The 13,320-nt window shown below is 63.3% G+C and carries 12 protein-coding genes and 1 pseudogene; 6 read left to right on the top strand and 7 right to left on the bottom strand.

What is annotated here, in order from left to right; translation table 11 throughout:
• Positions 1-222 precede the first annotated feature (222 nt).
• The 4 genes from DDA93_RS13755 (at position 223) to DDA93_RS13740 (ending at position 4,095) form a co-directional block, all read left to right on the top strand.
• On the top strand, positions 223-1,410 hold the full coding sequence (locus DDA93_RS13755; protein WP_019483502.1) for a histidine kinase: 1,188 nt from the start codon (positions 223-225) through the stop codon (positions 1,408-1,410).
• Between the two features lie 68 nt (positions 1,411-1,478).
• A complete protein-coding gene (locus DDA93_RS13750; protein ID WP_019483503.1) occupies positions 1,479-2,213 on the top strand; it encodes a LytTR family DNA-binding domain-containing protein in 735 nt (244 codons plus the stop codon).
• A 10-nt stretch (positions 2,214-2,223) separates the two neighbouring features.
• Positions 2,224-2,607: a membrane protein gene (locus tag DDA93_RS13745; protein ID WP_026041174.1), complete on the top strand. Its 384-nt coding sequence runs from the start codon at positions 2,224-2,226 to the stop codon at positions 2,605-2,607.
• Positions 2,608-2,622: 15 nt separating this feature from the next.
• On the top strand, positions 2,623-4,095 hold the full coding sequence (locus DDA93_RS13740) for a cation acetate symporter (protein ID WP_024476575.1): 1,473 nt from the start codon (positions 2,623-2,625) through the stop codon (positions 4,093-4,095).
• Positions 4,096-4,132: 37 nt separating this feature from the next.
• Here the strand turns inward: DDA93_RS13740 and DDA93_RS13735 are convergent, their stop codons facing one another.
• The 6 genes and pseudogenes from DDA93_RS13735 to rpsB form a co-directional block, all read right to left on the bottom strand.
• Positions 4,133-4,711, bottom strand: coding sequence for a DivIVA domain-containing protein (locus DDA93_RS13735; RefSeq protein ID WP_019483506.1), 579 nt, complete (start codon positions 4,709-4,711; stop codon positions 4,133-4,135).
• Positions 4,712-4,747: 36 nt separating this feature from the next.
• Positions 4,748-5,815: a phosphatidate cytidylyltransferase gene (locus DDA93_RS13730; RefSeq protein ID WP_243400643.1), complete on the bottom strand. Its 1,068-nt coding sequence runs from the start codon at positions 5,813-5,815 to the stop codon at positions 4,748-4,750.
• Positions 5,815-6,371, bottom strand: a pseudogene (frr, locus tag DDA93_RS13725) (ribosome recycling factor). The gene DDA93_RS13730 and the pseudogene frr overlap by 1 nt, the downstream one beginning before the upstream one ends.
• Positions 6,372-6,479: 108 nt before the next feature.
• Positions 6,480-7,220 carry a UMP kinase gene (pyrH, locus tag DDA93_RS13720; RefSeq protein ID WP_019483509.1) on the bottom strand — a complete coding sequence of 247 codons (741 nt, stop codon included), beginning with the start codon at positions 7,218-7,220 and terminating at the stop codon, positions 6,480-6,482.
• A gap of 165 nt (positions 7,221-7,385) precedes the next feature.
• Entirely contained in the window at positions 7,386-8,222 is an 837-nt protein-coding gene (gene tsf, locus DDA93_RS13715; protein WP_019483510.1) for a translation elongation factor Ts, read from the bottom strand.
• A 107-nt stretch (positions 8,223-8,329) separates the two neighbouring features.
• Positions 8,330-9,277, bottom strand: a complete 948-nt coding sequence (gene rpsB / locus DDA93_RS13710; RefSeq protein ID WP_116779084.1) for a 30S ribosomal protein S2 — start codon at positions 9,275-9,277, stop codon at positions 8,330-8,332.
• A gap of 392 nt (positions 9,278-9,669) precedes the next feature.
• Here rpsB and DDA93_RS13705 point away from each other — a divergent pair, with 392 nt between their 5' ends.
• The gene (locus DDA93_RS13705; protein WP_116779083.1) at positions 9,670-10,242 is read left to right on the top strand and encodes a M23 family metallopeptidase; all 573 of its coding nucleotides are present in this window, start codon (positions 9,670-9,672) and stop codon (positions 10,240-10,242) included.
• Between the two features lie 92 nt (positions 10,243-10,334).
• Here DDA93_RS13705 and DDA93_RS13700 read toward each other — a convergent pair whose 3' ends face one another.
• Entirely contained in the window at positions 10,335-11,525 is a 1,191-nt protein-coding gene (locus tag DDA93_RS13700; protein ID WP_116779082.1) for an acyl-CoA dehydrogenase family protein, read from the bottom strand.
• Between the two features lie 609 nt (positions 11,526-12,134).
• On the opposite strand from DDA93_RS13700, the gene DDA93_RS16875 reads away from it, so the two are divergent.
• Positions 12,135-12,272 carry a hypothetical protein gene (locus DDA93_RS16875; protein ID WP_243400642.1) on the top strand — a complete coding sequence of 46 codons (138 nt, stop codon included), beginning with the start codon at positions 12,135-12,137 and terminating at the stop codon, positions 12,270-12,272.
• Positions 12,273-13,320 lie beyond the last annotated feature (1,048 nt).

Raw genomic sequence — 13,320 nt, 5'->3', positions numbered from 1 at the left:
TGAGAACGTCTTCCGCGCCGGGCCAACTCCGAAGGGTCGGGAGCAGCATCAGGCACGTAAAGATGTGACTCCCATCACCTTGCGTCCTGCGGGCGCGGTTCTCCAGTACCGCAGCACGGTGTATCGCCGAATCGACACTCAGTTGCGGTGAGTGGACCCGTCCTGCGGCGAATGGGACCACCAGCAACCTCGAAGTCCGGCGCGGACGGTTACTGTTGAGCCATGTTCAGCACCGCCGTCGACACCGCCCTGGTGGGCGCCATCGTGGTCATCACGATCGCGGTGGTTGCCGCCCTCGGATTCAAGCTTTCCCGTTCCTACCGCGATCTGGGGTCCGACGCCGACCGCGCCACCTACGCCACCCTGCATACCGCGGCGCTCGCCTCGGAGCACCTTCGTGCTGGGCTGACGCCCGCCGGCGCCTCGAAGGCCAGCAAGCATCTGCGGAGTCTGCTCCGGTGTGACACCCTCCTGATCACCGACGAAAATGCTGTGCTCGCCTGGGACGGCGGGCGCGAAATGCCCGAGCCGGTGATGGAGCTGGTCCAGCAAGTCCTCACCAGTGGGCGCACCCAGATCTTCAGGGAAGCACAGCTGGACCCCACGGCCGTCCCCGGCAGCGGGCAGGTGGTGATCTCCCCCATCCGCGTAGACAAGCGGGTGGTCGGCACCGTGGGGGCGTTCGCCCCGCACGTCAACGCCGGCCTGGTACGCGCCGCCAACGAGGTAGCTGGCTGGGTAGCAACGCAGGTGGAACTTGCCGAACTCGATTCGTCGAGGACTTTGCTGATGGAGGCAGAGGTGCGCGCCCTGCGCGCCCAGATCAGTCCGCATTTCATCTACAACTCCCTCAACGCCATCGCCTCCTTCATCAACACCGACCCGGCACGTGCACGGGAACTGGTGGTGGAGTTCGCTGACTTCACCAGGTACTCCTTCCGCCGACACGGTGATTTCACCACGGTCGCCGAGGAGCTCCAGTCGATTGATCGCTATCTGCTGCTGGAGCGTGCCCGGTTCGGGGAGCGATTGAAAGTCACCCTGGAGATCGGCCCCGAGGTGCTGAGCACTGTGATCCCGTTTCTGAGCCTCCAGCCGCTGGTGGAAAACGCCGTCCGGCATGGGCTTGAGTCCACTGATGGGTCAGGGCACATCACCATCACCGCCCACGACGCCGGTGCATTCGCCGAGGTGACGATCGAGGACGACGGCGTCGGCATTGATCCGGACTACCTGCGCTCGGTCCTGGCCGGCCACACCGAGGGGGTTCATGTGGGCCTGAGGAACGTCGACCAGCGCCTACGCCAGGTCTACGGCGAGGATCACGGGCTCACGATCGACACCGCCGTCGGCGCCGGCACGATGATCACCCTGCGGATCCCCAAGTCTCAGCCGGATCACCAGACGTAGCGTCCCCCACGGTTCGGCCGGACGTCCGGTTCACTTGTCAACGCCGCGATGCGCGTAATCTGGACCACATGGTCAATGTAGTCATCGCCGACGATGAGCTCCCCGCAGTCGAGGAACTGGCTTTCCTCCTCGCCAAGGATGCAAGGATCGAAACAATCCACCGCGCCTCCAGCGGCGCTGAGGCCCTGCGCGCCCTGGAGACCCACGACGTCGACGCATTATTCCTCGACATCCACATGCCGGCCCTCTCGGGCCTGGACATCGCCCGGGTAATCTCCCGGTTCAGCAGGCCCCCTGCGGTGGTCTTCGTCACCGCCGACGAGGATCGCGCGCTGGAGGCCTTCGACCTTCGCGCGGTGGATTACCTCCTCAAGCCGGTGCGGATGGAACGCCTGGCCGAGTCGGTGCGGCGGATCTGCGAGCTGATGGAAACCGGTCAGGATGGGACAGCGGCCCAGCCCGAGGTCATCACTGTTGATCAGGGCGGGGTCAGCCGGATGATCAGACGCGACGAGATCCGCTATGTCCAGGCCCAGGGCGACTATGCTCGGCTACACACCGCAGAATCGAGCTACCTGATCCGGATTCCCCTGAACGATCTTGAACGCCAGTGGGCCGACGCCGGTTTCCTCCGGATCCATCGGTCCTACCTGGTGGCGATGAGTCAGGTCCAGCAGGTCAAAATCGGGGCAGGGCGGGCGTCCCTCATGGTGGGCGGCGCGGAGCTACCGGTCAGCCGCAGGCATCTACCCGTGGTCCGGGACAAGCTTGAGGCGACCCGCCTCCGACCCCGACAGCAGTGAGGCACCCTCAGTGAATCCCGCTGACGATCCTCCCCAACGCGTCCGGGTCACGGCGCCGCGAAGCGCCGGCCGGCCAACGCCCGGATCCTACCCGGTTGCCCGGGAAATGGCTGAACAGTCCGAGGTCGGTGAACTGTTCGTCCGCTCCCTGATCCGTTCCCAGCTCCGGCTTGCCCTGGTGGTGGCCGCGGGCTTCCTGCTCATCCTGATCGGCATTCCGGTGCTGCTGGCCGTCTTCCCGCAAATCGGCGAGTTGTCCGTTTTCACGGTTCCGGTGCCGTGGCTGCTGCTGGGGTTGGGCGTCTACCCGTTGGTCATTAGCTGCGCCGCGCTGTATGTCCGTAGCGCCTCCCGCAACGAGATGCGGTTCAGGGACCTGATCGATGAGGGGTAGGTTGTGAACGCCGAGCTGAACCCGGTGGTCGGCTATGTGGCACTGATCCTGGTCTCCCTGAGCACCGTGTTGATTGGCATCTACGGGCTTCGCATCTCCCGCACCACAGGCGATTTCTATGTCGCATCCCGGACCGTACGGCCCTGGTGGAATGCTTCGGCAATCGGCGGCGAGTACTTGTCGGCGGCCAGTTTCCTCGGTGTCGCCGGATTGATTCTGCTCTCCGGCGTTGACGCCCTGTGGTTTCCGGTCGGCTACACCGCCGGATACCTGATGCTGCTCCTTTTTGTTGCCGCTCCCCTGCGGCGGTCCGGCGCCTATACCATCCCGGACTTCGCTGAAGCCCGGCTCGAATCACTGATGGTCAGGCGGGTGACCAGCCTGCTCGTCGTCGTCGTCGGCTGGCTGTACATTGTGCCGCAACTGCACGGAGCGGCCCTCACCGTCCAGATCACCACCGGCCTCCCGCCGTGGGTGGGCGCGGTGGCGGTGGTGGTGGTGGTCTGCCTCAGCGTGGTCACCGGCGGGATGCGATCCATCACCTTTGTGCAGGCGTTCCAGTACTGGCTCAAGCTCACCGCGCTGGCAGTGCCGATCGTGTTCATCCTGCTGCGCCTGTCATCGACCGGGAGCCCGATCACCGACGCCGGCGCCGTCTTCGCTGCCGAGCTGAACATCGGCGGGGATGCCTCGCTCTACCGCAATATTTCACTGGTCATTGCCCTGCTGTTCGGCACGCTGGGTCTCCCCCATGTCCTGGTGCGCTTCTACACGAATCCCGATGGTGCGTCGGCCCGCCGGACCACGCTGATTGTCCTGGGGCTGCTCTCGGTCTTCTACCTGTTTCCCACCATGTATGGCATCCTCGGCCGGATCTATACCCCCGATCTGGCGGCGGACGGGGCAGCGGACGCCACAGTGCTGCTGCTGCCCAGCCGCATCTTCGACGGGGCCGTGGGCGACCTGCTGTCGGCGCTGGTGACGGCAGGCGCGTTTGCCGCGTTCCTGTCGACGACCAGTGGTCTGGTGGTGTCCCTGGCAGGGGTGGTCAGCCAGGAATTTTTCCAGGGCAGCGTGAAGGGATTCAGGCGGGCCGCAGTGATTTCGGCACTGATCCCGTTGCTGTTGGCGTTAGCCACCAACACGCTGGCATTGGCGGGCAGCGTGAGCATGGTGTTCGCCTTCACAGCGTCAACCATCTGCCCGCTGCTCCTCCTCGGGATCTGGTGGCGGGGCCTGACCGATGTGGGAGCGGTCGCGGGGATGCTGTCCGGAGCGGTACTGTGCGGCGGATCGATTCTCGCCGCAGCGGCGCTCGGTCCGGCGTCGGCCCGCTATGAATGGCTGCAACAGCCCGCACTGTGGACGGTGCCGGCGGCGTTCGCCGTCACCATACTGGTGTCGCGGCTTACCGTTAGCCGCACCCCGGGTAGCGTGTCGCGGGTGCTGGCACGGCTGCACACCCCCGAACCGGTGCAGCGGCCGTAGCAGGTTGCGTCAGCCGGCGCTGGGGGCGGGACCTGACCTAGTCGATAGCCGCCATCAGTTCGACCACCCGGTCCATGAAGGCGTCAACCTGGGTTTCCTCGTAGCCGTCGGCCCCCACAGCTTCGCGGAACACCGACCGTCGCACCACGTCCACGCTCAGCGGAACGTCGTTTTCGAAGTAGCCGAGGAGTTCGTTGCAGAGGGCATCGACGTCGTCGACGTTGTAGCTGGCGGTCTTCCGCTTGGTGGGGCGCCTGAACCGTTCGCCCGGGGCCCGGTGCAGCCTGCCCCGCAGCACCGCCGAGGACCGGCCGATCTGCATCAGCCAGGCGTCCTCGCCCTTCGATTCGATCAGGCGGTCGCGTTCCCGCTGGGCGAAAACGTCTTCCAGGCGGTCGAGCGCAGCATCCACGGCCTGCGGCTCGTACCCGCCCTTCGCCGGGTCGAACGCCATGGATCGCACGTCGGCGCTGGTCACGGGACCGCCGGAGGGGTCCTCCGTGTTGTAGTAGGCCCGCGCCCGGGTCAGGAAACTATCCACCTGCCGAAGGTTGTAGCCGTACTCCCGGCGGCCTACGCGCGCAAAGGGAGAGGTGCTCTGACGAGCTTCATCCATGGTCTACTGAATCCTTTGGGGGTTGGCGGCTGCGAGCTAGAGAAATCCCGGTACCAATGTAACTGACAGCAGGAACGCAACCGGGGAGGCGAACACGATGGAGTCGAGCCGGTCCATCATCCCGCCGTGCCCGGGCAGAATGTTGCCCATATCCTTGACCCCGAGCTCACGTTTAATCATTGACTCTGCGAGGTCGCCGGCGGTCGCCGCGGAGACGGTTGCCACCGCCAGGACGAGGCCAAACCACCAGGGCCGGTCCAGCAGGAACACAGTGGCGAGAGTTCCAACCACGACTGCGCCACCGACTGATCCGGCGAACCCTTCCCAGGACTTCTTCGGACTGATTTTGGGCGCCATGGCGTGCTTGCCGAAGAACGCGCCGACCAGATAGCCGAACGTGTCATTGGCGACGACCAGCAGCAGCAGCGTGGCCACCAGCAGTTTTCCGGATGGTTCCTGCAGGAGCAGCATGGCGAAGCTGAGCATCAGGGGCACCCATAGCACCACAAAAATGCCCGCGGTGATGGATCGGGCCGCATCGGGGGCCGGGTCGAAACTCCGCCAGAGGGCCAGGGCTGTCGTGGAAAGGGCGACGGCGTAGGCCAGCGCCTCCGGTCCGCCGAGGTAAGCGGAGAACGGAAGGGCGATCGTCGCGACGATGGTGGGCACGAGGGGCAGGCGGATCTGACGCACCTCGAGTGCCCGGGATATTTCCCAGACACCCACCAGCGCGAACGCGGTGGTAATCGCCACGAAAGCTATCGGCAGGTAGAGGATTCCGCCCAGCACCGAACCAAGCAGGGCAACGCCGACTGCCGTTGCCGCGGGCAGGTTCCGTCCCGCCCGGGACGGAACCTTGGGCGCCCCCGCGCTCTTGGAGGCTGGCCTGCGACGTACCTGGCGAGTGCCCGGCGCGCGTTGGGCGCGCCGGCCACTTCTGGCAGCATCAACGCCGGCCACGGGCTGAGCCGCTTCTGGTGACTTCGCCCGGTCGGGCTCCGTCGCTGCCCCCGTTGTGGGGGCGCCCTCACCTGGCGCGGAACCTACGTCCCCGTGTGAGACTGGCTGTCCCGCAGTGTTAGCTGAGTGATGGGTGTCGCTCATTAGACCTCAAGCAGCTCGGTTTCCTTGCGCTTGAGCAGCTCGTCAATGGTGTCAGTGTGGGACTTGGTCCGCAGATCGAGTTCTTTTTCGCCGCGCGCGCCTTCGTCTTCCCCGGCGTCGCCATCCTTGACCGCCTTGTCGATGCCGTCCTTCGCCTTACGCCGGATATTCCGGATGGCGATCTTGGCGTCTTCAGCTTGGTTTTGACCAGCTTCACGTACTCCTTGCGGCGTTCCTCGGTCAGCTCGGGCAGGACCACCCGGATGATGTTGCCATCATTGGAGGGGTTGGCGCCGAGGTCCGAATCGCGCAGGGCCCTCTCGATATCGTTCAGTGCTGCCCTATCGAACGGGGTGATCAGGAGCGTACGTGCCTCAGGGTTCTGGAATGAGGCCAGCTGCTGGAGAGGCGTTGGGGCGCCGTAGTAGTTGACCATCACCTTGGAAAACAGCGAGGCATTCGCGCGTCCGGTGCGAATCGTGGCGAAGTCTTCCTTCGCCGCTTCCACAGCCTTGTCCATCTTCTGGGTGGCTTCTAGCAATGTCTCGTCGATCACTGTAACTCCTAAGCTGTGCGTCAGCTGAGCAACAGCCGCGCGTCGTCCGGTTCAGTTTTCAATCCTAGTTCACCTGAGCCACCCATCCGGGGCAGGCTCATGACGTGCCTAGGTGGTTACCGTGGTTCCAATCTTTTCTCCAAGGATTGCGCGGGTGACGTTCCCTTCCCCCTCCATGCCGAAGACAACCATCGACAGGTCGTTGTCCTTGCACATGGTCATGGCGGTCTGGTCCATGACGCGGATGTCCTGGCGCAGGGCGTCGTCGTAGGACAACGTCTCAAGCTTCTTCGCGGTGGGATCCTTGTGCGGGTCCGCGGTGTAGACACCGTCGACACCGCTTTTGGCCATCAGGACCAGGTCTGCATGCACTTCAAGGGCACGCTGAGCCGCCACCGTGTCCGTGGAGAAGTACGGAAGTCCAGCACCGGCACCGAAAATGACCACGCGGCCCTTTTCGAGGTGGCGAATAGCGCGGCGCGGGATGTAGGCCTCGGCCACCTGTCCCATCGTGATCGCACTTTGCACCCGGGTTTCGACACCGGCCTGTTCCAGGAAATCCTGCAGGGCGAGGCAATTCATCACCGTACCCAGCATCCCCATGTAATCAGCCCGGGACCGGTCCATGCCGCTCTGCGAGAGTTCGGCGCCGCGGAAGAAGTTACCCCCGCCGACCACGATCGCGACCTCGACCTGGCCGACCGTCGCTGCGATCTGTTTGGCTACCGATCGCACGGTCTCAGGGTCGACGCCGAGCTTTCCGCCACCGAAAACTTCGCCGGAGAGCTTGAGGAGCACCCGGCGTCGGCGGGTTTCCCGGCCTTGCGTGCCCAAATCAGAGTTGTCCATGGTGCCTCCCAGGGCGGTTGTGGGGTTCGTTGCTAAAAGAATACGTTGCAGTGCTGACGGGAATGGTCCCTAGCAGGAAAGGGGGACAGGACACTTGGGCAGGAAAAAGGGGTGGTCACCGTGGCGACCACCCCTTCTCCTGTGTCTTACTTTGTCCTAGCGGACCTAGGCACCGACCCGGAAACGGGCGAATGCGCTTGGCTTTGCGTTGGCTTCAGTCAGCACCTGAGCGACTGACTTCTTGGCATCCTTCGCGAATGCCTGGTCCACAAGCACTCCCTCTTTGAAGAAGCCGGTGAGGCGACCTTCAACGATCTTGGTCAGTGCGGCCTCTGGCTTGCCTTCGGCGCGTGCCGTTTCATCGGCAATGCGGCGTTCGGTCTCAACGAGTTCCGCTGGTACGTCGTCGCGCACCAGGTACGTCGGCGAGTAGGCAGCAATGTGAACCGCAATGTCGTGAGCGGCTTCCTTGGCTGCATCGCCTTCGCCCTCAATTGCGAAGAGTACGCCGACCTGCGCGGGAAGATCCTTTGAGGTCTTGTGGAGGTAGGCGTCAACAATGCCACCCTCAATGCGTGCAAGGCGGCGGATTGCTACCTTTTCGCCCAGCAGGGCGCCGGCCTCAATGACGTGCTCGGAGACGGGCTTGCCGTCAACCGTGTACGCGAGGAGGGAGTCGACGTCGGCTGCGCCGGATTCGATCGCTGCGGCGAGGACCTTGTTGGAGAATTCAACGAAGGGGCCAGCCTTGGCGACGAAGTCGGTCTCGCAGTTGACCTCAACCATGACGCCGACGTTGCCGTCGACCTTGGCAGCCACGAGGCCCTCAGCGGTTGAGCGGCCTTCGCGCTTGGTTGCACCCTTCAAGCCCTTGATGCGGATGAGCTCCATGGCCTTGCCGGCATCGCCGTCAGCCTCGTCGAGGGCTTTCTTTACGTCCATCATGCCAGCGCCAGTGCGCTCGCGCAGTGCCTTGATATCGGCGGCGGTGTAGTTCGCCATCTGAACTCCTAGGTATGTTGTGTCTAAGAAGAGCTATGCCTGCAGGCGGTGACGCCTGGGCACATGGAGAAGGGGGCGCGGATTTTCACCCGCACCCCCAAATCCAGTTACTTGCTGTCGTCTGCTACTGGAGCTTCTTCGGCTGCTGGGGCTTCCTCAGCGGCGGGAGCAGCGTCGGCTGCGGCTTCGGTTGCTGCTGGAGCTTCCTCGGCTGCTGCCTCTGCAGGCGCGGCGTCGGCTGCTGGTGCAGCTTCCTCGGCTGGCGCGGCGTCGGCTGCTGGTGTGGCGCTATCGCCAAGCAGTTCGCGCTCCCACTCGGCCATTGGCTCGGCTGCTGCTTCGGTGTCATTTCCACCGGAGCGGTTGTGACGGGCGATCAGGCCCTCTGCCACTGCATCTGCTACCACGCGGGTGAGCAGGTGAACGGCGCGGATGGCGTCGTCGTTGCCGGGGATCGGGAAGTCAACTTCGTCGGGGTCGCAGTTGGTGTCGAGGATCGCGACCACTGGGATGCCGAGCTTCTTGGCTTCGTCGATGGCCAGGTGTTCCTTCTTCGTGTCAACGATCCACACGACTGAAGGAGCCTTGGTCAGGTTGCGGATACCACCGAGGTTGGTTTCCAGCTTGGTGAGTTCGCGGCGCAGGAGGAGGAGTTCCTTCTTGGTGTGACCGGAGCCGGCCACATCGTCGAAGTTGATTTCCTCGAGCTCCTTCATGCGCTGGATGCGCTTGGAGACGGTCTGGAAGTTGGTGAGCATGCCACCGAGCCAGCGCTGGTTGACGTAGGGCTGGCCAACACGGGTAGCCTGCTCGGCGATGGCTTCCTGTGCCTGCTTCTTCGTACCGACGAAGAGGACAGTGCCGCCGTGCGCGACGGTGGCCTTGATGAACTCGTAGGCGCGGTCAATGTAGGACAGTGACTGCTGCAGGTCGATGATGTAGATGCCGTTGCGCTCGGTGAAGATGAAACGCTTCATCTTCGGGTTCCAGCGACGGGTCTGGTGGCCAAAATGTACGCCGCTGTCGAGCAGCTGGCGCATGGTAACGACTGGCATGTCGTTCCTTTCTATCGGCAGGGCGCAGGGCGCCTGTTCTGCCTGTTGACGGTTGCTAGTGTTCCGTTCGGGTTGAACGTCACTCCTGGTACCGGTTGGTTTTCACCCATGGAGTCCATCACCGGAAACGTATCCGGACCGTTGGACCCATGCCCTTCGCTATCCGTGAGATAGCTGGGGTCGAGGTACGCGTAGTCAGATGCGACGAGCCGAGGTGTGCCAGAAATGTTCTCCGGGCACGCGGCATCGCAGCAAACTGCTGTGTTGAGTCTACTACATGGCAGGAGTCGACCGGGACGGGGATTCGGGGCTCTGGCAGTCAGAAGAGTGCGGTTACCCACATAGGTGCAGACAGCGACCCACGCGGAATGAAACGGCGGAACAGTTGTTGCATGAGCACGAAACTCTTCCGTCGACGAGCAATTATTCTCGCAGTGTTAGTGGTCACGGCGCTGGGTAGCACTGGATCGATGGCGACCAGGTGCACGGCCACCGGGTCCATGGCCACGGCGGCGACGGCGACGGCGACGGCGACCTACGATCCCCCGTGGGGTTGGCCGCTTGCCCCTACCCCGGTAGTGCTGAGGCACTTCGATCCACCAGCGCAGCGCTGGCTGCCGGGACACCGTGGCGTCGATCTGGCCGCTGCTGACGGGGCGGTGGTACTCAGTCCGGCGCCGGGCAGGGTGGTCTTCGCCGGATGGGTTGTCGATCGCCCGGTGATGACCATCGACCATGGCGGCGGGCTGTTGAGCAGCCTTGAGCCGGTCGCCGCCCTCCTCGACCGGGGTGAGGCGGTCGAGGGGGGCCAGACGCTGGGGACGGTCGCTTCGCTAACGGCCGGGTCGCACTGCCCCGCGGGATGTCTTCATTGGGGCGTACGACTGAGGGGTCAGTACGTCAATCCGCTCAATTATGTGCTGGACCGCAGGCCGTCGGTCCTGCTGCCGCTGCACGGCCCCTGACGTCCCGTCCCAGTCATTACGCGAAAGGCCTCATCCAGCACGTCCTGCGACAGGCACCCGGAAGGCTCAGGCGCCCCTGATATTCCAGCCGCCTAAACGAACGCGGCGATCCCGGTGATGGCCCGCCCGGTCACGAGGGTGTTGATTTCGTGGGTGCCCTCGTAGGAGTACACCGCTTCGGCGTCGGAGAAGATCTTGGCCATTTCGTAGTCTGTGACGATGCCGTTTCCACCCAGCAGGCTGCGGCCCATTGCGACGGTTTCGCGCATCCGCGCCGTGGTGAAAGCCTTGGCCAGTGCCGACTGCTCGTCCTTGGCCTGCCCTTCGTCCTCGAGCTGGGCCAGCCGGACCATCATGCCCATTGAGCTGACCGTGTTGCCCAGCATTTCGACGAGTTGTTGCTGGACCAGCTGGAAGGAGGCCAGCGGACGGCCAAACTGGTGGCGTTCGACGGCATATCGCCGTGCCACATCAAATGCCGCGAGCTGCTGGCCTACCGCCTGCCACGCAACCGAGAGGCGGGTTACCTTCAGTACCTTGTTGGTGTCTTTGAAACTGTTGGCGGCTTTGAGGTGGAAGTCATCATGGACCACCACGTTGTCGAGGATGATGTCGGCGTTTTCAACGGTGCGCAGCGCGATCTTATTCTCGATCTTGGTGGCGCTATAGCCCTTGAGCGTGGTGTCAACGAGGAAGCCTTTGACCTGGTTATCGGCGAGATCGCGAGCATAGATGACCACCCAGTCGGAGAACGTGGCGTTGCCAATCCACCGTTTGGCGCCGTTGATGATCCAGCTATCGCCTTCCCGGCGGGCCGTGGTGCGGGTGCCGCCTGCGACATCAGATCCGCCCAGGGGTTCAGTCAGCCCGAAAGCGCCGATCTTCTTCATCGAGTAGATATCGGGCAGCCAGGCTTCCTGCTGTTCCGGCGACGCGAGCTCCTCGATCGATCCGGTGAACAGACCGTCGTGAACACCCAGGAAGGTGGCAATTGAGGTATCGGCGCGGGTGATCTCAGCGTGCATTAGCCCGGCGAACAGGTTTGAGTACCCCTGCCGGCGGACTGGGCTCATCACGTCCAGCTCAGCAAGCTTGGGAATGAGGTCTTTCGGGAAGGTTGAATCGTTCCACCACCCGGTGGCGTGCGGCTTCACCTCGGTCCGCAGGAACTGGCGGATCTCCTCGAGCCGATCCCGCTCTTTTTGACTCAGGAGCGCCTCGAAAGAGTAGAAGTCGCCGTCGGCATAGGGAAGGTTGTTTACATCGATGACTGGCTTGCTCATGCGGGTGTCCTTTGCGTCGTCCAGCGGTTCTTTCGCTCTATGTTACCCACGAGTAACTTCCTTGCCAATCATCTGGAGCGCGGAACGACAAAGTCCCCGGAACAGAAGCGTTCCGGGGACTTTGAAAGGGGGTAGGGCTGCTGGGGCTTAAACCCAGGACAAAGGGATTAGCAACTCCGGTCTTTCGTTGGTTTCCGGTGGATTCCATCACCCCGCAAATTCCCAGCAATAGCGCCAATCGAGCGATTCCAACTGATCATTATCTTTCGTCCTTGCTCGTTGTTTCCGGTGGGTAAGCGGTGGGCTAAGCGCCACCGGGCGTGCGGCGAACCGCACCCCGAGCCGCATCAGCCAAATCAGCGGAGACGTCGTCACGGAATCCGACGCCAAAGCTCTCTTCGACCACACGTTCCACCCGGATACCGGCACTCCCCTAGGCCGTCAGCACGGTCAACCCGCGGTCGTCCAGAACTGCCAAGGCCGAACCGAAAAGCGCCGGACCGTCGTCAGTTTCGACCTCACGTTTAGCGTTCCCAAATCCGTGTCCGCCCTATGGGTCCTAAGCCCCCGCGCCCTTCAGGACCAAATCCTCCAGACAGTACAGCCCGCATGCTGGCCCGGACAACGGGCCTGCCGGTACTGTGGTGTGCATCGGCCGAAGCATTCAAGGAGGAATCCGGCATGGACGTGATCACTATCGAAACCCCGCCGCTCGGAGACGGCAGCTACCTCGTCCACGACGGGTAAGTGGCCGGGGTGATCGACCCGCAACGCGACACGGACAGGGTGGAAAAGAAGCCGCCAACGCCAGATACACGGCCTGGTGGTCTTTGGCCAGCTGTAGTCCGCCGGTGACGTAGTCGTTGTGGATGTGGGTTTCTGCCACATGAGTGATCTGCACCCCACCCGTACCGCAAGTACCCTCACCTCTACCGGCCTATCCTGCCGGTAGAGAGGCATCACTCAGTAATCGTCACGAACCCGACCAGCCCAGCAAAGCGTCGTTCCCAGTGTTCGGCCCGGGTGCCGCGCGCCTGTCCCTGCCACTCCCCCAGCTCTCTGCTACCTGGCGATGAACCCAGAGACGCCAGCAGCGGGCTCGATGTCGCAGTCACCTACTCAGACGGCAGCACCGGCACACACCGGCTCAGCTTGTAGAGGCGCCGACGCCAAAGGCTCGATGCCTCACGCACATCCATGAAGCTCTTACGCGCATCATCTATCGCTCGAAGGCAGCCAATAGGCGCCATGTGACCGCTTGAGAGGTTAACGCAGGTCTCGTTCACGCCGCGGTCAGCAAGAAACTGTGGCGTCCAGTTAGATAATGCCCCTTCTTCCGGCCACGACGAATCTTCCGCGCATACGGCTCGTCCTCCCGCACCCCTGAGGGTTCCCGTGAATCGAACATGGGTTCTAAGTTTAACCCTGACGATAGAACCGATCACCGGGTGAAGGGTGGCGCACACATGACAGCACAAACGACGGAAGCGAAGCCACGCACGGTCAACGAACCGGTAGACGTGACGTTCGGCTGCAGCGGCGCCCCTTCTGGCGATGCGGTGGCTAGGCCGGGTCTGGCAGGCAGCCGGGGAACCGGTGACCTGGCCCAGTGCCCTAGGCCCTAGGCCCTAACTTGATGGTGGCGGTGTCATAGGGAACTGGGGGATCTTCTAGGACACCGGCACGGTGAACCGAGGACTCTCGATGACTCGACTCGCTTCAAAGCCTATTTTTCGTTTCTGAGAGTTAGCAGATTGGCCGCAACGCCGTGAGTCAGAACAAGCGGTACAGGAAC

The sequence above is a fragment of the Arthrobacter sp. Bz4 genome (assembly GCF_003075455.1).
Classification (GTDB): domain Bacteria; phylum Actinomycetota; class Actinomycetes; order Actinomycetales; family Micrococcaceae; genus Arthrobacter_D.
The sequence above is the reverse complement of the archived record's forward strand: the minus strand, read 5'-3'. Positions and strand labels throughout refer to the sequence as shown.

Coding starts and splice junctions, on each gene's coding strand:
- tsf (WP_019483510.1), bottom strand. CDS start 8,222: ATGGCGAACTACACCGCCGCCGATATCAAGGCACTGCGCGAGCGCACT.
- pyrH (WP_019483509.1), bottom strand. CDS start 7,220: ATGGACAACTCTGATTTGGGCACGCAAGGCCGGGAAACCCGCCGACGC.
- DDA93_RS13705 (WP_116779083.1), top strand. CDS start 9,670: ATGAGCACGAAACTCTTCCGTCGACGAGCAATTATTCTCGCAGTGTTA.
- DDA93_RS13700 (WP_116779082.1), bottom strand. CDS start 11,525: ATGAGCAAGCCAGTCATCGATGTAAACAACCTTCCCTATGCCGACGGC.
- rpsB (WP_116779084.1), bottom strand. CDS start 9,277: ATGCCAGTCGTTACCATGCGCCAGCTGCTCGACAGCGGCGTACATTTT.
- DDA93_RS13730 (WP_243400643.1), bottom strand. CDS start 5,815: ATGAGCGACACCCATCACTCAGCTAACACTGCGGGACAGCCAGTCTCA.
- DDA93_RS16875 (WP_243400642.1), top strand. CDS start 12,135: ATGCTGGCCCGGACAACGGGCCTGCCGGTACTGTGGTGTGCATCGGCC.
- DDA93_RS13735 (WP_019483506.1), bottom strand. CDS start 4,711: ATGGATGAAGCTCGTCAGAGCACCTCTCCCTTTGCGCGCGTAGGCCGC.
- DDA93_RS13755 (WP_019483502.1), top strand. CDS start 223: ATGTTCAGCACCGCCGTCGACACCGCCCTGGTGGGCGCCATCGTGGTC.
- DDA93_RS13750 (WP_019483503.1), top strand. CDS start 1,479: ATGGTCAATGTAGTCATCGCCGACGATGAGCTCCCCGCAGTCGAGGAA.